The organism is Polynucleobacter finlandensis, assembly GCF_018881755.1.
In the GTDB taxonomy this organism is placed as follows: domain Bacteria; phylum Pseudomonadota; class Gammaproteobacteria; order Burkholderiales; family Burkholderiaceae; genus Polynucleobacter; species Polynucleobacter finlandensis.
On the sequence record NZ_JACVPS010000002.1, the window covers coordinates 245,932 to 266,788 of the forward strand.

Sequence of the window (20,857 nt, forward strand, 5' to 3'; positions counted from 1 at the left end):
CAGGCTTGATTTTCCAAAGCCCTAAAAGGCTGGGATAATAGAGTCCTATTAAAGAATTCAGGGTTTTTGGAGAGGCAATGAGCAAGAAGCCAGTAGTGGGAATAGTGATGGGTTCCAATTCAGATTGGGACACGATGCAGCACGCTGCTCAAATGCTCGAGCAATTCGGTATTCCTCATGAAGCACAGGTCCTCTCTGCCCATCGTATGCCTGATGATATGTTTCAGTATGCAGAAAAGGCGAAAGCCAATGGCCTGCAGGCCATCATTGCTGGTGCAGGTGGCGCGGCTCACTTACCAGGCATGCTTGCCTCCAAAACAATTGTTCCTGTTTATGGTGTTCCTGTAGCTAGCAAATACCTTCGCGGTGAAGATTCTTTGTACTCTATCGTGCAAATGCCCAAAGGCATTCCGGTGGCAACTTTTGCCATTGGCGAAGCTGGTGCCGCCAATGCTGCTTTACATGTGATCGCTGGTTTGGCTTTGCATGATGCTGATTTGGCTAAGCGCTTGGAAGATTTCCGCCTGAAGCAATCTGAAACTGCACGTTCAATGAATTTGCCGGGATATTAATTACATGGCGGATCGCATGGAACCCATTTTGCCGGGTTCGTATTTAGGAATATTAGGTGGTGGTCAGTTAGGGCGGATGTTTACCCAGGCTGCCCAAGCAATGGGATACAAGGTTTGCGTTCTAGATCCTGGATCCAATAGCCCTGCAGGCTCGATTGCAGAAAAATTCATTCAAGCTGATTACACCGACTCTGCTGCTCTGAAAGAGATGGCGTCAATTTGCTCGTCAGTCAGTACTGAATTTGAGAATGTTCCAGCCCAAGCTTTAGATGAGCTAGAGTCTTTGGGCGTGTTTGTTGCTCCACGAAGTAGCTGTGTCTCTTTGGCGCAAAACCGTATTGCTGAGAAAAAATTCTTAGCTACCTGGAAAGCAGAAACCAATATTGGACCGGCCCCAAACTTTGTCATTGAGCACGATGCGGATATTGCACATGTGCCAAACGACCTCTTTCCTGGCATTTTAAAAACTGCTCGTATGGGCTATGACGGCAAAGGGCAGGCTACTGTTTATGACGCAGAAGGCTTAACGACTGCATGGAATGATTTTGGTCGAGTACCTTGCGTACTTGAGAAGCGGATGGACTTGGACTTCGAGGTCTCAGCCTTAGTAGTGCGTGGTTATGATGATTCTGTGGTGGCTTACCCGGTTTCTCAGAATATTCACCGTGACGGTATTTTGCATACCTCCACTGTGCCAGCCCCATCACTCAAGCCTGAGCAAGAGAAGAAAATTATTGCTGCAGCCAAAGCGCTGATTCGGAAGATTGATTATGTGGGTGTGCTGTGCGTGGAATTCTTTGTGCTTAAAAGCGGTGATATCGTCGCTAATGAGATTGCGCCACGTCCACATAACTCCGGCCACTACACCATGGATGCTTGTGTCAGCAGCCAGTTTGAACAACAAGTAAGAGCGATGGCGCGTTTGCCGCTGGGCGATACCCGTTTGCTTGCTCCAGTTTCAATGCTCAATTTATTGGGCGACCTTTGGTTTGAGGGTAGCGAAGATAAGCCTAGAGAACCAGCTTGGAATAAGGTGCTTGGGCACTCTGATGCGAAGTTGCATCTTTATGGGAAGTCTGAGCCACGCATCGGTCGCAAGATGGGCCACGTGAATTGTTTAGGTGAGTCTTTAGGTGGCGCCCGTCAAACCTGTGCAGCAGTTGCGCTTGAGTTAGGTCTCGAGCCCTAGGCAATGTCCATTAACAGTACAGCACTGCAAACATCTGCAGTGATTAACGAAGCAGTACAAACCTTACGTGATGGTGGTTTGGTAGCGTTTCCGACCGAGACAGTTTATGGCTTGGGCGCTGATGCCAGAAATCCTGAGGCCATTCAGAAACTTTTTACTGCTAAGGGTAGACCTTCAAATCATCCGGTGATTGTGCATTTAGCAGCACCAGAAAAATATGATGCTCCACAAGTGGATTGGGCTGCATTGCTGAGTCCTTGGGTACGCGATTTATCTGAGGATGCCCTGCAACTCATTAATGCATTTTGGCCTGGTCCACTTACCTTAGTCTTTAAAAAAGATAAAAGTGTTTTAGATGAAATCACTGGTGGCCAAGACACGGTAGCAATACGGGCGCCAGCACATCCGCTAGCACAAACCCTATTGCGTAAATTTAAGGGTGGCGTTGTGGCACCCTCTGCCAATCGTTTTGGCAAAGTTTCGCCAACAAGTGCCGCTGATGTCCGAAGTGAATTCGAAGGCATGCTTGACTTGATGGTGTTGGATGGCGGTGATTGTGAGGTTGGTATTGAATCGACCATCATTGATTTATCTTCAGGTGATCATGCAGTGCTGCTTCGGCCTGGCGCCATTACCCCAAGTCAAATATTTGCTAAGACTGGTATCAAGGTATCCCAGCCTGGAGAAGTTACGGCCACTCATTCAGAAAAAAATATTCCTAGAGTATCTGGAAGCCTGAAGGCGCACTACGCGCCAACTACTCCATTACGACTTTATCCACCTGGGCGAGTCTTAGACGCTTTGAGCGAATTCCCTGACATTAAGTCGCGTGTGGCTGTGGCAGTGTGGGATTCCGATTCTTCATTGGGTCATGATGGGCATCCTTCAGTGTACTTTGAAGAAGTCACTGTACCGAGTGATAGTGCTGCATTCGCGAGTCGCCTCTATCGTTCTTTGCGCGACCTAGATCAACTGGGCTGGGATTTGCTTTTGTTCCCAGAGCCACCTGCTGGTGAAGAGTGGGATGGGGTGAGAGATCGACTTCAGCGGGCCTGTTTTGGCTCAGGACCATCTTCCAGCAACCACGCTAGTAATTGATCGTGCGCTTCTAAGCCTCTCCAGGCATTGGGGTGGTTGATGAATGAAGTGACGGCGTACATTTTTCCAGATTTGCTAATCACATAACCTGAGATCGCTCGCACATCGGAGAGTGAGCCTGTTTTAATTCTGGCTTCAGGTTTTTTCTTAAGGTGTAAAAACTTTCGTAGCTGAGTCATAAGGCGATTACGCATAGTTCCGTCCGATCCTGCTAAGGGTAAGCTGTTATAAAACGCCTCAGCAACGGCGAGCTTACGAGCGGTGACCAGGAGCTCATTCATATGCTGCGCCGAGATGGCTTCATTACGCGATAGCCCGGAGCCGTTCTCAATCATGAGTTCTGGAAACTGCAAGCCCATTTTTTTGAGCCACCCCTGAATCACTAGTTCACCATTTTCTGTGGTCGCAGGTTTACCCATTTTTTCCAGGGCTAAGGTCAGCATCAATTGCCTAGCCATGACATTGTTTGAATACTTATTAATATCTTGTACGTCATCAGCTAAGTTAATGCCTTCAAATTGCAGGAGTGGTCTAGCGGTGATTGGCACGATGCCATTGCTGCCTGTTGGAGTTTGCGCCCAAGTACCACTAGCTAACTCCCAGGCGGCAATAAAGCCCCGGGTTAAGAAGGTGTTGGCATCTAAGGCAACGACGTTATAAGCGACCCCTTTGCATCCATTTGGAAATGCCCCAGAAAATGAAGCGCTAATACTTTGATTGGGGGATGCGCTACCACTTTCAGGATTGATCTCAAAGCGTATGTCTTTCTTCCATGAGTCACAAGAGCGATCAACGAGCTGCATCTCATTATTAATCTTGAAATTAGCAAGCGCAGGGGTGTAATTAATATCTATAAAGTCAGCGGTACGGGATTTGCCCATCTGAAACGATATGGTCCGAAAGGCATAGAGGAGGGGATCTGGAGTAACGTTGTAGGCGCGTAGTGCTTCGCCATCAATGGTGTTTTGCTCCATGACGCTAGGAGCATAGGCGCTTCGATCGAAGATGAGGTTGCCATCAATCTTCTGGATTCCTAAACCTTGCAGATCTTTCATCATCCGCGCGAGCTCTTCAGGGATAAGCTTTGGATCACCACTGCCCTGAAGATACAAATTGCCTTTTAAAACGCCTTGACGAATAGCCCCATCAGTAAAGAGCTTGGTGCGCCAGCGATACTGTGGACCTAAAATATCCAAGCCAGCAAGAGTTGTCACTAGCTTCATAGTTGAAGCAGGATTCATGGCTTCGGTGGAGCGCCAGTCCAGAGCAGTTTTAGAGAAATACTGTATTTCTTTGCCTTGGTGAGCTTGCCCAATTTCCATGACGGAGATGCTAATGGCATCTTGGGGGATTTGGCTTTTTTCTAGACTGCTTGCAACTGCTTTGGGGATGTATTGAAAGGCAGTTTCTTGAGAGACTAAATCTGCGGCATGAGCCAAGCCAACGACTAGCAATATTGTGCTTGCATAAAATAGTAGGAATAGACGGTGGCGGTATTGGGCTCTCACCCTCAAAGGATAAACCCTCTACCAATTCCTATCCACCGTATTTGCCTTGATAGCGTTTAATGACTTGGTTTTCTTGCTCCAGTAGTTTAGTAAAGAGGCGCACTCTTTCTTGGAGCGGCCCATCGAGTTCGAGCTTCTGACATTGCTCGGTGAAAGCCTTGGCGCTGAGTAGTTGGGCGCCACCCTTAACCTTATGCACCATGGCTCTGAATTGACTTTCTGTAAGACCATTGTTTTCAGTAATCTCTGCAAGTTCAATCAAGATGTCATCATGGACTTTTCGAATCTCATCCAAGATAAGCGAAACATGTTCAGGATTATCTTTTAAAAGATTGGAGAATGCCTCGAACGAATATTCAAAATCTTCTCTTACGGTCCTTTGTGCATCAGCATCAACCACAGCAAAGTAACGGGTGAGCTCATTCTCAAGGGCGCTGAGGCTAAGCGGTTTTATCAGTACCCCGTTCATACCGGCAGATAAAAATTGATGGCGAGAATCTAGGGCATAAATATCTGCAGTCACGCCAATAATAATGAGCTCTCGATGACCCATGGCGCGCACTGCTTTTGCTAGATCGGATCCTTGTATACCTGGCATCGATTGGTCTGTCAGCATGAGATCAAAACGATGTTCTCGCACCAACGCCAATGCATCATCTGCACTCTCGCAAACCCATACTTGGATGCCGAGCGCCTCGAGTTGCAAAGAAAGGATTTGACGGCTTGCGGGGTGATCCTCCACCACGAGAGCCTTTAGTGTTCCTTTTGGATTTTCTTTATTGCCGGATTGTTTTTTAGCAAGATGCTTCTTGGGTGAATTGTTGTCAGATAAGTTCGTGCGCAATGCGGCCATGCTAGTACGGGGAAAGGCAACGCAAAAATGCACATTGCTTCCAAATCCAGGATCGCTATCAAAGTAGAGGTGACTGTTCATGGAGTCAATGAGGTGTTTAGTAATGGTGAGACCAAGCCCAGTACCGGCCTGCTGTTCACCCATATCCATCCGTTTGGGAACTTGCTCAAAGGCTTCAAGTGCGCGAGTAATTTCTTCTTTACCCATGCCAATGCCCGTATCAATCACCCTAAACTCAATCAATTGCCCAGCATGATCATCTGCTAGAACGGTGATGGAAAAATAGATCGCACCATGATCAGTGAATTTAATCGCGTTGCTTAAGAGGTTTTGTAGGATCTGCCTGAGTCTCAAAGGGTCAATCATGAGTACGCTAGCAACCCGTGGATCGATTGAGGTGTGCAGTAGTAATTTTTGTTTGGTCGCAACCGTAGAGAAGGTTGAGTGAATATCATCCACTAAATCTTTGAGGCAGTAGGGCTCTAGATTCAGCGTGAGTTTTCCAGCCTCTATCTTGGAGAGGTCTAAGACTTGATTTAGCATACCCAAGAGTGACTCTGCAGATGCATGGGCGCTCTTCAGAAGCGGTTTTTCGCTAGGCGGTAGCTTATGACTATTGAGCAGTAACTCTTGCACACCCAGAATGGCATTCATGGGCGTACGAATTTCATGACTCATGGTGGCAAGAAAGGCAGACTTGGCCGCATTGGCTTTTTCAGCAACTTCTTTTGAGCTGATGAGGTCGGCAGTTTCTTGTTCTTGTTTGTAACGTTTTATTTGTAACTGCCAAATGAACAATCCCCCGCCAATCAAGAGAGCCATACTCAGACTCCAAGGGAGTGCTGTTTTCCAGTAATGTGAAGTTAGGGTGACCGGGCTTGTATCTAAAGCAAAAAGTTGGCGTGATTCAATCGGATCCAGCCCAGTCATAAAACGATCTAAGACCGAATGTAAGGGCGCGTCTTCATGGGAAATCAGCCAGCGATATGCAAAGGGTTCTCGCCCGTATAGCCCATCTATTTGAAGGCCCTCATTACCAAATTGCTTGATGAGTTGTTGCGCCAAGCGCAGCGGCATCACTAGGGCTTCAATATCATTCTTCAGTAGGTCTAAGATGAGTTGTTCTGGGTAGCTTGAAATGCTCGCCAGATGATTGGCGCTACTCGGCGAGCTCTCAAACCCTCGATCAAAGTAAGCAATTTTTTCCTGGTCAATGGTAGTGCCATTTGCGGCTTTGGCGATCACGGCATCGTGACCCCAAAAAATGGCCTCAGAGAGTGATCCAAATTTCAATGCTTGATCATCGATAGCGGGTGGGTCGATGATGAAATCTACTTCGCCATTAGCAAGTTGATGTAAACCTTCTTGATCTGTGCTTCTCCACCTAGGCAAATATTGTTGCTGGGTAAATTTACCTAAGCTTGTTAATACGGCTTGGAAGACGCCATGCTTACCGTCTTTGCCGCTATTCAGGTATGGCGCATATTTTTCATGAATACTAAAGTGCACCACAGGATGCGCATCGATCCACCATTGCTCTTTTGGACTAAAAGAGCTTGCGCAAACAAACCCATGACCTAATAAGCATAAGGGCAAGATTGCCCGTGAGATGAACCGATGCATTGCGAACTTAACTCTCGATGATGTGATTAATGCGACAGAACAAGATCAAGTCTGCAATATTGTTGATGCCCAATTTATCAAATACACGGGTTTTATAGGTCGCAACGGTTTTATTGCTAATGTGCAGTAGGTCTGAAATCTGTTGATTGGTATTGCCCTTGCCAAGATATTTCATTACCTGGAGTTCACGATCAGAAATCAAGGCAAGCTTATCGTTATCAGTCAGCGAGCTATTACCTTTCTTGCCGTGGGTAAAGAAGGTGTAGCCCTGCGAGATGGCAACGCAAGCAGCAAGAATGACATCGGCGCCGGCAGTTTTATTAACGAAGCCGTGTGCCCCAAGCGATCTAACCCTGCCGCCATAGACGGCTTCATCTAGGCTCGATAGCACCAGCATCCGCACCTCTGGATGCATTAGACCAATTCTGCGAATGACATCAAAGCCATCAGTCTTTGGCATATCTAAATCTAGAATGACCATATTAGGATTGACCTCTTTTATGGATCTGAGACATTCTTCTCCATTTTGGGCTTGTCCCACTATCTCAAAGAGCAATTGATCCTGCAGCATGCTTTTGAGTGCCATCAACATGGCTGGGTGGTCATCTACCAACATCACGCGTTTTCTCATTTCTTGTCTCCATTTAGGTTTAGGTGTTGATGAGGGTGCAGCGAAAAAATGGCTTTAGCGATTCGGCTATCGTTAATGTGTAATGTTTGGTGTCTACTGACGAGAGGCATCATGAGCCCTCCATAGCAATGCTCCAAACCTAGAGCGTTGGCATTCTCTAAGTCTTTCACTAAGGTGATATTGCTGGCATAGATCTCGGTTTGCATTTTCTTGGCCTGAGTAATGACTTCTATTGGTAATGGGCAATTACGAAATTGCCCCATCTCAATGTGGATGCCATCTAATTGCATTTCTTCTAAGAAGAGCAATTCTTTTGCGGTGCCGGAAAACTCCATGAGATGCAGCAAAACGCCGAGTCGTCTCATGCGCAATAAACCCTCTTTGCAAGCTGCTGATACATCTGAATTTGGTAGAGATTGAATTCCTAAAGATACGAGGCCAACTGGCAGACGTGAATTCAAAACTAAATCACTGAGTGCATCGATGTAGGCGCTTGAAGCTAAGGCGTGAGCTGGGACGGGCAGGATTCCTGGAATAAAGCGACCACTGCGATACCAATAGGAGCTTGCATCTAGCCCCTCCATAAATAAACGTAGGAGTTGAGTGTCGGTTGCCGTTAGCAAAGGTCTAAATAAAGAGCCGGTCAGTTTTGTCCCCTGCGCGTTAAAAATGGGTTCATGACTAATCGCTTGTCGCTGGGACCAGGATTGGTGTTCTTCGAGAGCTTGGCTACTCAGGCCAAGCCATTGCTCGCCACAAGCGTCTCGTACTTCTTGGAAGGGTTTGTTCTTCCATGCCTTTACAAGCGTGTACAGCCGGGATTTCGGGCTCATCAGCATTCTCCAATCGGTGACTATCCAGTCTAGGCAGGACAGATTGGAGCGGTAAGGGCTTAAGGCTGATTTATGTGTAGGAAACGTCCTACCCGCTTGTACCTAGTATAGAAAAGGCTAAATCCTTAAATAATTTGTGGGTTGCTACCCTTGAAATTTTGGGAATCAGACCTATATAATCAGCACTCCCTACACGCGAGTGCTAAAGCGGCTTACTAACTAGTAATTCTTTTTAGCTTCCGTGTGAAGAGATTATAAAGCACTGATTTATATGGGTATTTTAATTAGTTAACACTTACTAACATAGGAGAAGGAATGAATCTGCGTCCTTTACATGATCGCGTAATCATTAAACGTTTAGATCAAGAATCAAAAACTGCCTCTGGAATCATTATTCCTGATGCTGCCGCTGAAAAACCTGACCAAGGTGAAGTTTTGGCAGTTGGCCCGGGCAAACGAGATGACAGCGGTAAGTTGAATGCACCAGACGTCAAAGTTGGCGATCGTGTGTTGTTTGGCAAATATGCAGGTCAGACAGTCAAAATCGGCGCTGACGAGCTACTCGTGATGCGTGAAGACGACATCATGGCTGTAGTACAGAAGTAATTCGGTATCTAAGAAAGGAATTCAATCATGGCAGCAAAAGACGTTGTATTTGGAGATAGCGCCCGTACCAAGATGGTAGAAGGCGTAAATATTCTCGCGAACGCAGTGAAAACAACTTTAGGACCAAAGGGTCGTAACGTTGTCATGGAGCGTTCATTTGGCGGTCCAACCATCACTAAAGATGGTGTATCCGTAGCCAAAGAAATCGAACTCAAAGACAGACTCCAAAACATGGGTGCTCAGATGGTGAAGGAAGTTGCTTCCAAAACTGCTGACATCGCTGGTGACGGTACAACTACCGCTACTGTTTTGGCTCAATCCATCGTACGTGAAGGCATGAAATATGTAGTTTCAGGCCATAACCCAATGGATCTAAAACGCGGCATCGACAAAGCTGTTGCAGCTGCGCTCGAAGAGCTCAAGAAAATCAGCAAGCCTTGTACAACCACTAAAGAAATCGCTCAAGTTGGCTCTATTTCAGCTAACAGCGACTACAGCATTGGTCAGCGTATTGCTGAAGCAATGGAAAAAGTAGGTAAAGAAGGCGTTATTACTGTTGAAGATGGCAAGTCATTAGAAGACGAGCTTGAAGTAGTTGAAGGCATGCAGTTTGATCGCGGTTACCTCTCACCTTACTTCATTAACCAACCTGAAAAACAAGTTGCCGTATTGGAAAGCCCATACGTTCTCTTGTTCGACAAGAAAGTTAGCAACATCCGTGATTTGCTCCCAGTACTCGAGCAAGTAGCAAAATCTGGTCGTCCTTTATTGATCATTGCTGAAGATGTTGAAGGCGAAGCCTTAGCAACTTTGGTTGTGAATAACATCCGCGGCATCATCAAGACTTGTGCTGTTAAGGCTCCAGGCTTTGGCGATCGTCGTAAAGCAATGTTAGAAGACATCGCGATTTTGACTGGCGGCACAGTGATTGCTGAAGAAATTGGCCTCACACTCGAGAAAACAACTCTTGAGCACTTGGGTCAAGCTAAGCGTATCGAAATCGGCAAAGAAAACACCATCATCATTGATGGTGCTGGCGATGCTAAAGCGATCGAAGCTCGCGTGAAGAACGTTCGCGTTCAGATCGAAGAAGCGACTAGCGACTACGACAAAGAAAAATTGCAAGAGCGCGTTGCCAAGTTGGCTGGCGGTGTTGCAGTGATTCGTGTTGGCGCTGCTACTGAAGTTGAAATGAAAGAAAAGAAAGCCCGCGTTGATGACGCATTGCACGCAACTCGCGCTGCAGTTGAAGAGGGTATTGTTCCTGGCGGCGGCGTAGCATTGATTCGTGCTATGCAAGGTATCAAGGGCTTGAAAGGCGACAACGCTGATCAAGACGCTGGTATCAGCATCGTATTGCGCGCTATGGAAGAGCCACTTCGCATCATCGTTTCTAATGCTGGTGATGAAGCAAGCGTAGTTGTTAATGCGGTATTGGCTAGCAAGGGCAATAACGGTTACAACGCTGCAACTGGCGAATACGGCGACCTCGTAGCTCAAGGTGTGATCGATCCAACTAAGGTTACAAAAACTGCGTTAGTGAATGCAGCTTCTGTTGCAGCTTTGTTGTTGACGACTGATTGCGCTATCTGCGAAGCACCTAAGGATGAGTCTGGTGGTGGTATGCCTGATATGGGCGGTATGGGTGGCATGGGTGGAATGGGCGGCATGATGTAATAGCCGGATATTTCATCAGCTATCAAGCTGTAGAAATCAAGACGCCCGGTTCAAAAGACCGGGCGTTTTTTTATTCCAAAATGGTGCGTTATGTGAAGGCGCTCTGCACCAAAGAGGGGATCTTATGAGTATTTACCCGATATTCTGAAGCGACAATGAACCATCAAGATTATATTTGGTATTTGCAGTCATAAAAATAAGGAGACTTACATGAGTTCAGCAACAATGAGTGGGGCGCCAGCGAGCAGCAACCCCTTGAAGTCAAAGTGGGTGCAATTAGCCCTCGGCGTCATTTGCATGATGTCGATTTCCAGTCCGCAATATGTTTGGGCTTTGTTCACCAAACCCATCATGGGTCAACTTGGGGTCACGCTGACTGAGTTACAAGTGACATTCTCAATTTTGATTGTGTTACAAACTTTCTTCTCACCATTCCAAGGTTTCTTGGTAGAAAAATTTGGCCCACGTCTCTTGTTGTCTATTGGCACAGCATTGACAGGATTGAGTTGGGTGCTCTCCGCTAACCTCACTACTGTTTCTAACCTCTATATCACCTATGGTGTATTGGGTGGCTTGGGTACCGGTATTGTCTACATCGGCGTTGTTGGTTTGATGGTGCGTTGGTTCCCGAATAATCGTGGCTTTGCAGTCGGTATGGTTGCCGCTGGTTACGGTATTGGCGCCTTGCTGACTACCTTCCCAATTGCTGCTAGTTTGGCAGAGTCTGGCTTGCAGGGTACTTTGACATTCTTTGGTTACATCATTGGTGCGGTTGGTTTATTGGCTGCGCAAGGTATTCGCGTACCTCATGCGGATCGTGTTCAGACTGCTAGCCAGGTTGAAGCTGCAGCATCTGGTATCGCTCCAAAAACAATGCTCAAGACACCGGTTTTCTGGTTGATGTTCTTGATGATGTCCATGATGTCCACATCGGGTTTGATGGTGATCTCACAGATGGGCGCTTTTGCTAAAGACTTTGGTATCACAGGGGCCATGGTGTTCGGTATGGCTGCACTACCGTTGGCATTAACCATTGATCGCGTTACGAATGGCTTAACTCGGCCATTATTTGGTTGGGTATCAGACAAAATTGGTCGCGAGTACACGATGACGATTGCGTTTGGTCTTGAGGCAATTGCGATGTTTGCTTGGGTCATGACCCGTTCTGACCCAGTCATGTTTGTGATCTTGTCAGGCATTGTGTTCTTTGGTTGGGGTGAGATCTTCTCTTTATTCCCATCAACCTTGACAGATACATTTGGTCAAAAGCATGCAACAACCAACTATGGCTTCTTGTACATGGCTCAAGGCGTAGGCTCAATCATTGGCGGCCCGATCGCTGCCTACATCCATGGCGTGACAGATAGCTGGATGCCGGTGTTTGCCATCATGATTACCTTGGATGCAAGCGCTGCATTACTTGCCTTCTTTGTATTACGCCCTATGCGTTCCAAGTATATGAAAACCTTAGCTGCATAACATAGCTCGAAAAGATAAAAAGGCTAGCAATTGCTAGCCTTTTTGTTTTCTGGAAGCGTAAGTTAGTCTGGCTGAATGCCGCCATCTTTAATTACCTTCTTCATCTTCACCAAGCCTTGAGCAATCATCTCTTTTAAGTTGTCTGGTCCTAGTGGCAAAAATTCAAAGCCTTGCTGAATAAGTTGCTCACGTAGCTTGGGGTCCTTTAGTGCCGTAGCTAAAGATTCATTAAGCTTGCTCACCACTGCTGGTGACGTACCCTTAGGCGCAACCAGCGCACCCCAGGTTGAGAACTCATAACCTTTAACGCTCTCACTTACTGTTGGTGAGTTTGGTAGCAAAGGTGACCTAGTTTTACTCGTAATGCCGAGTACCTTTAACTTGCCAGCGCGGATGTGGGGAAGCACTACTGAGAGGGCGCTAATCATGACGGGAACTTGTCCTGCCATGACATCGGTCACGGCAGCTGCGGCACCACGATAAGGGATGTGAACGATAGGTGCACCAGTATATTGGCGAAAGATTTCCATACCGATGTGTTGGGGTGAGCCATTGCCACCAGATGCGTAATCAATCTTGCCAGGATGTTCTTTGGCAATGCGCACTAGATCAGCGGCAGTGTTTCCAGGGAAGGATGGATTGGCAACCATCACAAAGGTAATAGCTGCCACTTCAGAGATCGGCGTAAAGCTTTGGACTGGGTCGTAATCTACCTTTTTATAGAGATTAGGCAGCATTGTCAGGATGCTGTCGTTAAAGGCGCCTAAAACATAACCATCGGGCGCACTCTGAGCAACCTTACCTGCACCAATAAGCCCTGCACCACCAGGAAGATTTTCAATGGTGATCGCTTGACCTAAATTCTCGCCCATCTTCTGCGCAATAGGTCGCATCAACAAATCGACACCACTGCCAGCTTGCAGGGGCATGATGGTTTGGATGGTGCGGCTAGGGTAGGGGTTTTGTGCATTTACAGGTGCAACGCAAAGCAAACCTGTCGTGCCCAGCAGGAGAGTGGAAAGTAACAATGATTTGATATTCATGACGTCTCGATATAAGTTGTTTGATAGCATTCTGGTGACGCTTGACCTTATATTAGCGCAATAAAAAACCGCCCGTAGGCGGTTGATAAACCAGGCGGTTAGGGCTTGGTTTTAAGATACGGATTTCACCATATCTTCCACGACCTTCTTCGCATCACCGAAGACCATCATGGTTTTATCCATGTAGAAGAGTTCATTATCTAAGCCAGCATAACCAGCAGCCATCGAACGTTTGTTAACGATGATCGTTTTAGCTTTGAAGGCTTCCAAGATTGGCATACCGAAGATTGGACTACCAGGGGTACGAGCCGCAGGATTGACAACGTCGTTTGCGCCGAGAACCAATACCACGTCTGCTTGGCCGAATTCACCATTGATATCTTCCATTTCGAATACTTGATCGTATGGCACTTCAGCTTCAGCTAAGAGTACGTTCATATGGCCAGGCATACGACCTGCTACCGGATGAATGGCGTACTTCACAGTAACGCCATGGTGAGTTAACTTTTCAGTTAATTCTTTAAGGGCATGCTGAGCACGCGCAACAGCAAGACCATAACCGGGAACAATGATGACAGTGTCAGCATTTTCCATGAGGAAAGCAGCATCTTCTGGTGAACCAGTTTTGTAGTTCTTTGGACCACCATCATCGCCGCCACCTGCAGAAGCCTCAGCGCCGAAGCCACCGAGCAATACCGCAATGATGGAACGGTTCATTGCCTTACACATGATGTAAGACAGAATCGCACCTGAGGAACCTACACAAGCACCAGCAATAATCAATACGGGGTTGCTTAGTGTGAAACCAATACCAGCGGCTGCCCAACCGGAGTAGCTGTTGAGCATGGAAACAACCACGGGCATATCTGCGCCGCCGATGGGGATGATCAAAGTGATACCCAAAACCAAAGCTACTGCACACATCGCCAAGAAAGCGGCGTGACTACCTGTCATGAAGTAAGCGACGCCACCAGCAACCATGGCAATAGCCAAAATCAGATTGAGTAAATGCTGGCCTGAAAAAGTCACCGGCTTACCGCTAACCTTACCTGACAACTTGCCGAAAGCAATGACAGAAGCAGTGAAGGTAATTGCGCCGATGAATGCGCCAATGAAGAGTTCAATCTTCTGGGCGCCGGTGTGGTCATGGGCCGGATTAAATACTGCAGCAATAGCGATTAATACAGCTGACAAACCAACAAAGGAGTGCATGAGAGCTACAAGCTCAGGCATCTTGGTCATTTGCACGCGCTTAGCAGCAATGGTTCCAATAATCGCGCCACCAACAATTGCAGTAGCAATTAATGAGATGACTGGCTTGAAATCGGGAATTAAGAAGGTAGTGATTACTGCTAGCAACATACCAATCATGCCGAAGGTATTGCCTTGGCGTGAGGTGGTTGGTGAAGATAGTCCACGCAAAGCGAGGATGAACAACACTGATGAAATAAGATAAGAAATAGCGGTTATGTTTAACATGAGTTTGGTCTCTGTATTGGTCTTTTTCTGGTGTTATTTGGTTGCGGCCGCATCAGCCTTTGGGGCTTTTTTCTTGAACATCTCAAGCATGCGACGGGTAACCATGAAGCCACCAAAAATATTGATGGAAGCTAGAAATACAGCCACTGCACCGATGACGCTGGTGAGGGTGATTTCATCGCCACCAATGACTTCGGTCTGCAAGAGGGCGCCAACAATAATGATTCCAGAAATCGCATTCGTAACCGCCATCAATGGCGTATGGAGTGCGGGAGTAACGTTCCAAACAACGTGATAGCCAACAAAAATGGCCAATACAAACACGGTAATGTTTTGGACTGTGAGGATGCTTTGAAAAGCAGCGAGATCCATGATGATTCCTTCGTATTAGATTTTGTTAGTTTTTACGGACGGCTTGGCCATCACGACACATTAAGCAAGCAGTAACGATGTCGTCATCAGCTGGAATGACTAGCTTCGCATCTGCATCAACGATCAGCTTCATAAAGTCGAGCAAGTTGCGGGCATAGAGTGCAGAGGCATCAGCAGCGACCATGCTGGCAAGATTGGTGTAACCAATAATCTTCACACCATTTACCTCAACAATTTTGTCAGCTTGAGTCAGCGGGCAGTTGCCAGAACCGTTATCGCCACGACCAGCAGCCAAGTCAATCACGATAGAACCTGGTTTCATATTGGCAACGGTATCACTATGTAAGAGCACCGGCGGTTTACGTCCCGGAATCAAAGCAGTGGTGATCACGATGTCAGCTTGTTGAGCACGTTCAGAGACTAAAGCTGCCTGACGCTTCATCCAAGCCTCAGGCATGGGGCGGGCATAGCCACCAACGCCTTGAGCGATTTCGCGTTCTTCATCAGATTCAAATGGGACATCTACAAACTTGCCGCCCAGTGATTCGATTTGTTCTTTTACAGCGGGACGGACATCGGAAGCTTCAATCACAGCACCCAGACGTTTAGCTGTTGCAATCGCTTGTAATCCAGCAACACCAACACCCAGAATGAGCACGCGGGCAGCTTTAACAGTACCAGCAGCAGTCATGAGCATCGGCATAAAGCGTTGGTACTCATTAGACGCAACCATCACGGCCTTGTAACCAGCAATATTGGCCTGGGAGGAGAGAACGTCCATGCTTTGAGCGCGGGTCGTTCTAGGCGCAGCTTCTAAAGAGAAGGCTGTAACCCCTTGGGCTGCCATTGCGGCGATATTGTCGTTATCAAATGGGTCGAGCATGCCAAGGAGCACACTGCCGGATTTAATCTGTTTGAGTTCGTCAGCTTCTGGTGCGCGCACTTTCAGCACAACTTCTGCGCCAAATGCATCAGCAGCGCTGCCAATAGTCGCGCCTACAGCTTCATAGGCAGAATCCGGTTGGCTAGCCTGTACGCCGGCATCCTTCTGGATGACGACTTGATGACCTTGCCCAATCAGTTTTTTAACTGTTTCAGGTGTAGCGGCTACTCGAGTTTCCCCGGGCCTTGTTTCCAGCGGCACTCCTATGCGCATGGCATGTCTCCAAAAGCGAAATTTACAAAAAATCTATTTTAGTGAAATAGGCAAAGTTGCGCCTATTTACTTCCCCTTACTGCCATTTAAGTAGTTTCAGCCTTTTCTCGGTGGAATCGGCCTAAGACTTCTACAATATGACTTGTCAGCTTATATTGAATTCTCGCATTATTTAATGATCTACCTCAAATCTATGCCGCTTTCTGCTTCAAAACCTACCAAAGTCGTTGTTGGGATGTCTGGGGGGGTAGATTCGTCGGTTGCAGCTTGGATGTTGAAGCAGCAGGGTTATGAAGTGATTGGCCTGTTTATGAAGAACTGGGAAGACGACGATAACGACGAATATTGCTCGGCCCGCCAAGATTGGCTGGATGTCGTTTCAGTGGCAGACATGATTGGAATTGACGTGGAAGCTGTCAATTTTGCCGCAGAGTACCGAGAGCGCGTATTCGCAGATTTCTTGCGGGAGTATGCCGCAGGTAGAACTCCAAATCCAGACGTCCTCTGTAATGCTGAAATTAAATTCAAAGCCTTTTTAGATCACGCAATGAGTTTAGGTGCTGATGCGATTGCAACGGGTCACTATGCGCGGGTTCGTCATGAAGGTGGCAGAGTGCAGCTTTTAAAAGCAGTCGATGCCAGTAAAGACCAAAGTTATTTTTTGCATCGCTTAACTCAGGATCAATTAGCAAAGGTTCTTTTCCCTTTGGGTGAAATACCAAAGACGGAAGTTCGCAAAATTGCTGAAGAAATTGGTTTACACAATGCGCGTAAAAAAGACTCCACCGGAATTTGTTTCATCGGCGAACGCCCATTCAGAGAGTTTCTGAACCGCTACTTACCGCGTACCCCAGGACCCATTAAAACCCCTGAGGGCAAGACCGTTGGCGAGCATATGGGACTGGCTTTCTTTACCCTTGGGCAGCGCAAAGGCATTGGTTTGGGCGGCAGCCAAGACGGCAACGGAGACGCATGGTATGTGGCTCGCAAGGATGTAGCAAGCAACACCTTATATGTGGCGCAAGGCCATGAGCACCATTGGCTTTTAGCAAATCATCTCTCTGCAATGGATGCCAGTTGGGTCGACGGTGTCGCACCAGTCCCCGGTAAATATTCAGCCAAGACGCGCTATCGTCAAACAGATTCCGCTTGTGAAATCGATGCTGGCTCTGAAGGTCCACTGAGTTTTGAGTTGACTTTCCCAGAAGCTCAGTGGGCAGTAACACCAGGACAATCTGCCGTCTTGTATGACGGAGATATTTGTTTAGGTGGCGGAATAATTTCTAGTTAATTAAGCGGCTGGCGGTGCCGTCTCAATAAACGAAGCGCGTTGCTCTAGCTTTTGGTAAAGATTATTGAGATTTGGGTATTGGCTAGCCCACTGTAAGCTGGGGAAGCGGAAGGCCAAATACCCCAAAGCGCATCCCACTGCAATATCCGCCAAAGTCATTTGATTGCTGTGACACCAAGGATTTTCACCAAGTAGCTCTGACATTTGACGTAAAGAGACATCGATTTTGCCCATTTGGCGATCAATCCAAGCCTGGCTTTGTAGCTCTGCAGGGCGCCAGCTCGCCTCTAGGCGCGCCAGAATAGATGCATCAACGATACCGTCAGCCAGGGCTTCCCAAGTCTTGACCGTGGCCCGTTCGCGGCTACCAGCCGGAATCAGTTTGCCCACAGGGCTCAAAGTATCAGCATATTCGGCGATCACCCGAGAGTCATAAATAGCTTCGCCATCATCTAAAAGTAGGCACGGCACCTTTCCAAGCGGGTTTGAGGCGTTAATTTTGGTGTCTGCAGCCCAGACGTTCTCAACTTCAAGGGCGACATCTACCTTTTTTTCAGAGAAAACGATGCGTACTTTACGTACATAGGGGCTGGTAAGGGATCCGATTAGTTTCATAGGCATAAGTATAGCTATTCTGATGGGGTGGGTTTGAGCCCAGAACGCATTAAAATGAGGTTTTATAGATATCTTCAATGTAAAGGCAATATCCGTGAGTCAGCCTCTTTCTACTCTTCATGCGCTTTCCCCTTTGGATGGGCGCTATGCCGGCAAACTCGATGCACTGAGACCTTGGTTGTCTGAAGCCGCATTTATGCGCCAGCGGGTCTTTGTAGAGATTCATTGGCTATTAGCTCTGGCCGCAGCAGGCTTAGCAGAAGTGCCAAAAATTAGCGCTGCGGATGAAGCCTTTCTTTTATCGCTTCCTGAAAACTTTTCGGATGCTGATGCCCAACGCATTAAAGATATTGAAGCGGTTACTAATCATGACGTTAAAGCAGTTGAATATTTCTTAAAAGAGAAAATCTCAGGCCGCCCAGATCTACTGAAGGCGAGTGAGTTTATTCACTTTGCGTGTACCTCTGAAGACATCAATAACACTTCACATGGCTTGATGTTGCGTGGCGCACGTGACGAAGTGTTGTTGCCGCAATTAAAAAAGATTCTGACCGTCTTAACCGACCTGGCAATCGAGCACGCTAAAGTACCTTTGCTCTCGCGTACTCACGGGCAGCCTGCCTCCCCAAGCACCCTAGGTAAAGAGTTGGCTAACATTGCCAAACGATTAGAACGTGCTATTGCAGCAATTGCTGCTGCACCGCTGTTAGGAAAAATGAATGGCGCTGTTGGTAACTACAACGCGCACATCTCCGCCTATCCTGATTTTGATTGGGAAGCCTTTTCTAAGAATGTAGTCGAGAAGCGCTTAGGCCTGACATTCAATCCTTACACCATTCAAATTGAGCCCCATGATGGTATGGCGGAGTTGTTTGATGCGATCGCTCGCGCCAATACGATCTTGTTGGATATGGATCGTGACTTCTGGGCTTATATTTCCATTGGTTACTTTAAGCAACGCACCAAAGCCGGTGAAATTGGTTCTTCCACCATGCCACATAAAGTCAATCCGATTGACTTTGAAAACTCTGAAGGTAACTTGGGCGTGGCGAATGCACTGCTACGTCACTTAGCTGAGAAGTTACCTATTTCTCGTTGGCAACGCGACCTGACCGACTCAACCGTATTGCGTAATCTTGGCCCAGCATTTGGCCATAGCGTATTGGCTTATGACAGCGCATTGCGTGGCTTGAGCAAGCTTGAAGTAAACCATGCGGCGATTGCTGCGGATTTAGATCATTGCTGGGAAGTATTGGCTGAGCCAGTACAAACCGTCATGCGCCGTTATGGCATCGAAAATCCTTATGAGCAGTTGAAGGAACTCACGCGCGGCAAGGGCATTAACCAAGCTGACTTGCAAGCATTTATTCGTGGCTTGAAGATTCCCGAAGACGCCAAGGCGCGTTTGCTGGAGATGACGCCCTCTTCTTATTTAGGTAAGGCGGTCGAATTGACCGAACGTCTCAAAAAGTGAGTTTGACTCCGAATTCAGAATACGGGGCGCGTCCCCGAGTCTGGTTTGCTGCATACCAATTACTTTGGCACCTCTTGCTGCCCTTGGCTTTTGTGCGCCTTGCTTGGCGTGCACGCCACTCGATTCAGTACTTAAGTTATCTGCCTGAGCGCTTGGGCTTTGGCTACAAGCAACCCATTTCGCAAAAAGCGGTTTGGATACATGCGGTGTCAGTGGGTGAGACGCGTGCAGCTCAGCCATTGATCGAAGCCTATCTGGCTCGTGGTGAATCCATCCTATTAACGCACATGACTCTGAATGGCCGCCGTACTGGTGCGCAATTATTTGCCAAGGCGATTGCGAGTGGAAAAATATGTCAGGTGTATTTACCTTACGACTTGTGTTGGTCAGTAGATCGATTTTTAAAAGTCTTTAAGCCTAAGCTGGGTTTATTTATGGAGACTGAGGCCTGGCCAACGGTAGTGTTTCGTTGTGCCGAGATTGGCCTGCCACTGTTTTTAGTCAATGCACGCCTTTCCGAAAGAAGTGCGCGTCGTGTGAATCGTTTTGGTAAAGCAGGGCGCGCTTTGTTTCAGGCATTCACTGGGATTTTGGCCCAAACCGCATTTGATGCCGAGCGTTATCAAAGTCTTGGTGTGAAGCGTGTTGAGATTGTTGGCAACCTCAAGTTTGATGTGCCGCTTGATCAGAGCTTAGTTGCGCAAGGACGAGCTTGGAAACAAGAGCTCCATGCAACCCAGCGCCTCATGGTTTGTGCAGCCAGTACACGCGATGGCGAAGAGGCGATCATCCTCCAGGCTTGGAAAGATCTTTTGCTTAGTAATGCATTTAATGTTGCGCCTTTACTGTGTCTAGTTCCACGGCATCCGGAGCGTTTTTCTGAGGTGGCGGATCAAATTCATCATGCTGGACTGAATTTCCATCGTCGTAGTGAGTGGGTTGGAACTCCAAAAGAGACTAATCACTTGGAAGTGATTTTGGGTGACTCGATGGGTGAGATGCCAATGTATTACAGTGCCGCCGATCTGGTGGTGATGGGCGGTAGCCTTTTACCTTTTGGTGGTCAGAATCTGATTGAGGCCTGCGCTGCTGGTTGCCCAGTCTTATTGGGTGAACATACTTACAACTTTCAACAGGCAGCTTTAGATGCGCTAGAGATGGGCGCAGCAAAACGCATTCATGGGGATTTTCTCTTAAGCGAGCCAATTGCTCTGATGGAGGCTTTGAAGTCTTTGTTGCTTAACACTGAAGAGTTGGCAAAGATGGCGCTTGCTGCAAAGACTTACTCAGAAGAGCATCAGGGCGCGACTAAAAAGTTATTAGCCGCCCTTGATCATCAAAACTTCACTTTGAACTGA

18 protein-coding genes are annotated in these 20,857 nt (G+C 47.4%); 9 read left to right on the forward strand and 9 right to left on the reverse strand.

Translation table 11 applies throughout. From position 1 onward, the window contains the following. Positions 1 to 77 precede the first annotated feature (77 nt). From purE to ICN49_RS01905, 3 genes are read left to right on the forward strand one after another with little or no spacing between them, the layout of a single operon-like run. Positions 78 to 572, forward strand: a complete 495-nt coding sequence (gene purE / locus ICN49_RS01895; RefSeq protein WP_216165094.1) for a 5-(carboxyamino)imidazole ribonucleotide mutase — start codon at positions 78 to 80, stop codon at positions 570 to 572. 4 nt (positions 573 to 576) lie between these two features. After that, positions 577 to 1,761 (forward strand): 5-(carboxyamino)imidazole ribonucleotide synthase, encoded by a 1,185-nt coding sequence (locus ICN49_RS01900; RefSeq protein ID WP_216165097.1) that lies wholly within the window; start codon positions 577 to 579, stop codon positions 1,759 to 1,761. 3 nt (positions 1,762 to 1,764) lie between these two features. After that, positions 1,765 to 2,859 (forward strand): L-threonylcarbamoyladenylate synthase, encoded by a 1,095-nt coding sequence (locus tag ICN49_RS01905; protein ID WP_216165100.1) that lies wholly within the window; start codon positions 1,765 to 1,767, stop codon positions 2,857 to 2,859. Here the strand turns inward: ICN49_RS01905 and ICN49_RS01910 are convergent. From ICN49_RS01910 to ICN49_RS01925, 4 genes are all read right to left on the reverse strand, one after another. Beyond that, positions 2,805 to 4,313, reverse strand: coding sequence for a D-alanyl-D-alanine carboxypeptidase/D-alanyl-D-alanine-endopeptidase (locus tag ICN49_RS01910; RefSeq protein WP_255535358.1), 1,509 nt, complete (start codon positions 4,311 to 4,313; stop codon positions 2,805 to 2,807). The genes ICN49_RS01905 and ICN49_RS01910 overlap by 55 nt on opposite strands. Before the next feature lie 82 nt (positions 4,314 to 4,395). Next, on the reverse strand, positions 4,396 to 6,843 hold the full coding sequence (locus tag ICN49_RS01915) for an ATP-binding protein (protein WP_216165103.1): 2,448 nt from the start codon (positions 6,841 to 6,843) through the stop codon (positions 4,396 to 4,398). A 7-nt stretch (positions 6,844 to 6,850) separates the two neighbouring features. Further along, on the reverse strand, positions 6,851 to 7,474 hold the full coding sequence (locus ICN49_RS01920) for a response regulator transcription factor (protein ID WP_216165106.1): 624 nt from the start codon (positions 7,472 to 7,474) through the stop codon (positions 6,851 to 6,853). After that, positions 7,471 to 8,307 (reverse strand): diguanylate phosphodiesterase, encoded by an 837-nt coding sequence (locus ICN49_RS01925; protein WP_216165109.1) that lies wholly within the window; start codon positions 8,305 to 8,307, stop codon positions 7,471 to 7,473. The genes ICN49_RS01920 and ICN49_RS01925 overlap by 4 nt, the downstream gene beginning before the upstream one ends. Before the next feature lie 315 nt (positions 8,308 to 8,622). On the opposite strand from ICN49_RS01925, the gene ICN49_RS01930 reads away from it, so the two are divergent. The 3 genes from ICN49_RS01930 to oxlT all read left to right on the forward strand — a co-directional run bounded on the left by ICN49_RS01930 (position 8,623) and on the right by oxlT (position 12,069). Further along, complete coding sequence (locus ICN49_RS01930; RefSeq protein WP_216165112.1) at positions 8,623 to 8,913, forward strand: co-chaperone GroES; 291 nt, start codon at positions 8,623 to 8,625, stop codon at positions 8,911 to 8,913. 27 nt (positions 8,914 to 8,940) lie between these two features. Next, positions 8,941 to 10,590, forward strand: coding sequence for a chaperonin GroEL (gene groL / locus ICN49_RS01935; protein WP_216165115.1), 1,650 nt, complete (start codon positions 8,941 to 8,943; stop codon positions 10,588 to 10,590). A 210-nt stretch (positions 10,591 to 10,800) separates the two neighbouring features. After that, complete coding sequence (gene oxlT, locus ICN49_RS01940; RefSeq protein ID WP_216165118.1) at positions 10,801 to 12,069, forward strand: oxalate/formate MFS antiporter; 1,269 nt, start codon at positions 10,801 to 10,803, stop codon at positions 12,067 to 12,069. 62 nt (positions 12,070 to 12,131) lie between these two features. On the opposite strand, the gene ICN49_RS01945 is transcribed toward oxlT, so the two are convergent. From ICN49_RS01945 to ICN49_RS01960, 4 genes are all read right to left on the reverse strand, one after another. Further along, positions 12,132 to 13,112: a Bug family tripartite tricarboxylate transporter substrate binding protein gene (locus tag ICN49_RS01945; protein WP_216165121.1), complete on the reverse strand. Its 981-nt coding sequence runs from the start codon at positions 13,110 to 13,112 to the stop codon at positions 12,132 to 12,134. Positions 13,113 to 13,223: 111 nt separating this feature from the next. Continuing rightward, entirely contained in the window at positions 13,224 to 14,591 is a 1,368-nt protein-coding gene (locus ICN49_RS01950) for an NAD(P)(+) transhydrogenase (Re/Si-specific) subunit beta (RefSeq protein ID WP_216165123.1), read from the reverse strand. Positions 14,592 to 14,624: 33 nt separating this feature from the next. Further along, on the reverse strand, positions 14,625 to 14,963 hold the full coding sequence (locus ICN49_RS01955) for a proton-translocating transhydrogenase family protein (RefSeq protein ID WP_216165126.1): 339 nt from the start codon (positions 14,961 to 14,963) through the stop codon (positions 14,625 to 14,627). Positions 14,964 to 14,988: 25 nt separating this feature from the next. After that, on the reverse strand, positions 14,989 to 16,119 hold the full coding sequence (locus ICN49_RS01960) for a Re/Si-specific NAD(P)(+) transhydrogenase subunit alpha (protein ID WP_216165128.1): 1,131 nt from the start codon (positions 16,117 to 16,119) through the stop codon (positions 14,989 to 14,991). Between the two features lie 175 nt (positions 16,120 to 16,294). On the opposite strand from ICN49_RS01960, the gene mnmA reads away from it, so the two are divergent. Then, positions 16,295 to 17,410 (forward strand): tRNA 2-thiouridine(34) synthase MnmA, encoded by a 1,116-nt coding sequence (mnmA, locus tag ICN49_RS01965; RefSeq protein WP_255535359.1) that lies wholly within the window; start codon positions 16,295 to 16,297, stop codon positions 17,408 to 17,410. On the opposite strand, the gene ICN49_RS01970 is transcribed toward mnmA, so the two are convergent. Next, a complete protein-coding gene (locus ICN49_RS01970; protein WP_216165292.1) occupies positions 17,411 to 18,025 on the reverse strand; it encodes a glutathione S-transferase N-terminal domain-containing protein in 615 nt (204 codons plus the stop codon). A gap of 94 nt (positions 18,026 to 18,119) precedes the next feature. Here ICN49_RS01970 and purB point away from each other — a divergent pair, with 94 nt between their 5' ends. After that, positions 18,120 to 19,499, forward strand: a complete 1,380-nt coding sequence (purB, locus tag ICN49_RS01975; RefSeq protein ID WP_216165131.1) for an adenylosuccinate lyase — start codon at positions 18,120 to 18,122, stop codon at positions 19,497 to 19,499. Further along, positions 19,496 to 20,857, forward strand: a complete 1,362-nt coding sequence (locus ICN49_RS01980) for a 3-deoxy-D-manno-octulosonic acid transferase (RefSeq protein WP_216165134.1) — start codon at positions 19,496 to 19,498, stop codon at positions 20,855 to 20,857. The genes purB and ICN49_RS01980 overlap by 4 nt, the downstream gene beginning before the upstream one ends.

Excerpts from the sequence above, each read along its gene's own strand:
- ICN49_RS01950 (WP_216165123.1), bottom strand. The coding sequence starts at position 14,591 with ATGTTAAACATAACCGCTATTTCTTATCTTATTTCATCAGTGTTGTTC.
- ICN49_RS01905 (WP_216165100.1), top strand. The coding sequence starts at position 1,765 with ATGTCCATTAACAGTACAGCACTGCAAACATCTGCAGTGATTAACGAA.
- ICN49_RS01900 (WP_216165097.1), top strand. The coding sequence starts at position 577 with ATGGCGGATCGCATGGAACCCATTTTGCCGGGTTCGTATTTAGGAATA.
- oxlT (WP_216165118.1), top strand. The coding sequence starts at position 10,801 with ATGAGTTCAGCAACAATGAGTGGGGCGCCAGCGAGCAGCAACCCCTTG.
- ICN49_RS01955 (WP_216165126.1), bottom strand. The coding sequence starts at position 14,963 with ATGGATCTCGCTGCTTTTCAAAGCATCCTCACAGTCCAAAACATTACC.
- ICN49_RS01970 (WP_216165292.1), bottom strand. The coding sequence starts at position 18,025 with ATGAAACTAATCGGATCCCTTACCAGCCCCTATGTACGTAAAGTACGC.
- ICN49_RS01915 (WP_216165103.1), bottom strand. The coding sequence starts at position 6,843 with ATGCATCGGTTCATCTCACGGGCAATCTTGCCCTTATGCTTATTAGGT.
- ICN49_RS01920 (WP_216165106.1), bottom strand. The coding sequence starts at position 7,474 with ATGAGAAAACGCGTGATGTTGGTAGATGACCACCCAGCCATGTTGATG.
- purE (WP_216165094.1), top strand. The coding sequence starts at position 78 with ATGAGCAAGAAGCCAGTAGTGGGAATAGTGATGGGTTCCAATTCAGAT.
- ICN49_RS01945 (WP_216165121.1), bottom strand. The coding sequence starts at position 13,112 with ATGAATATCAAATCATTGTTACTTTCCACTCTCCTGCTGGGCACGACA.
- ICN49_RS01960 (WP_216165128.1), bottom strand. The coding sequence starts at position 16,119 with ATGCGCATAGGAGTGCCGCTGGAAACAAGGCCCGGGGAAACTCGAGTA.
- ICN49_RS01925 (WP_216165109.1), bottom strand. The coding sequence starts at position 8,307 with ATGAGCCCGAAATCCCGGCTGTACACGCTTGTAAAGGCATGGAAGAAC.
- ICN49_RS01930 (WP_216165112.1), top strand. The coding sequence starts at position 8,623 with ATGAATCTGCGTCCTTTACATGATCGCGTAATCATTAAACGTTTAGAT.
- mnmA (WP_255535359.1), top strand. The coding sequence starts at position 16,295 with ATGATCTACCTCAAATCTATGCCGCTTTCTGCTTCAAAACCTACCAAA.
- groL (WP_216165115.1), top strand. The coding sequence starts at position 8,941 with ATGGCAGCAAAAGACGTTGTATTTGGAGATAGCGCCCGTACCAAGATG.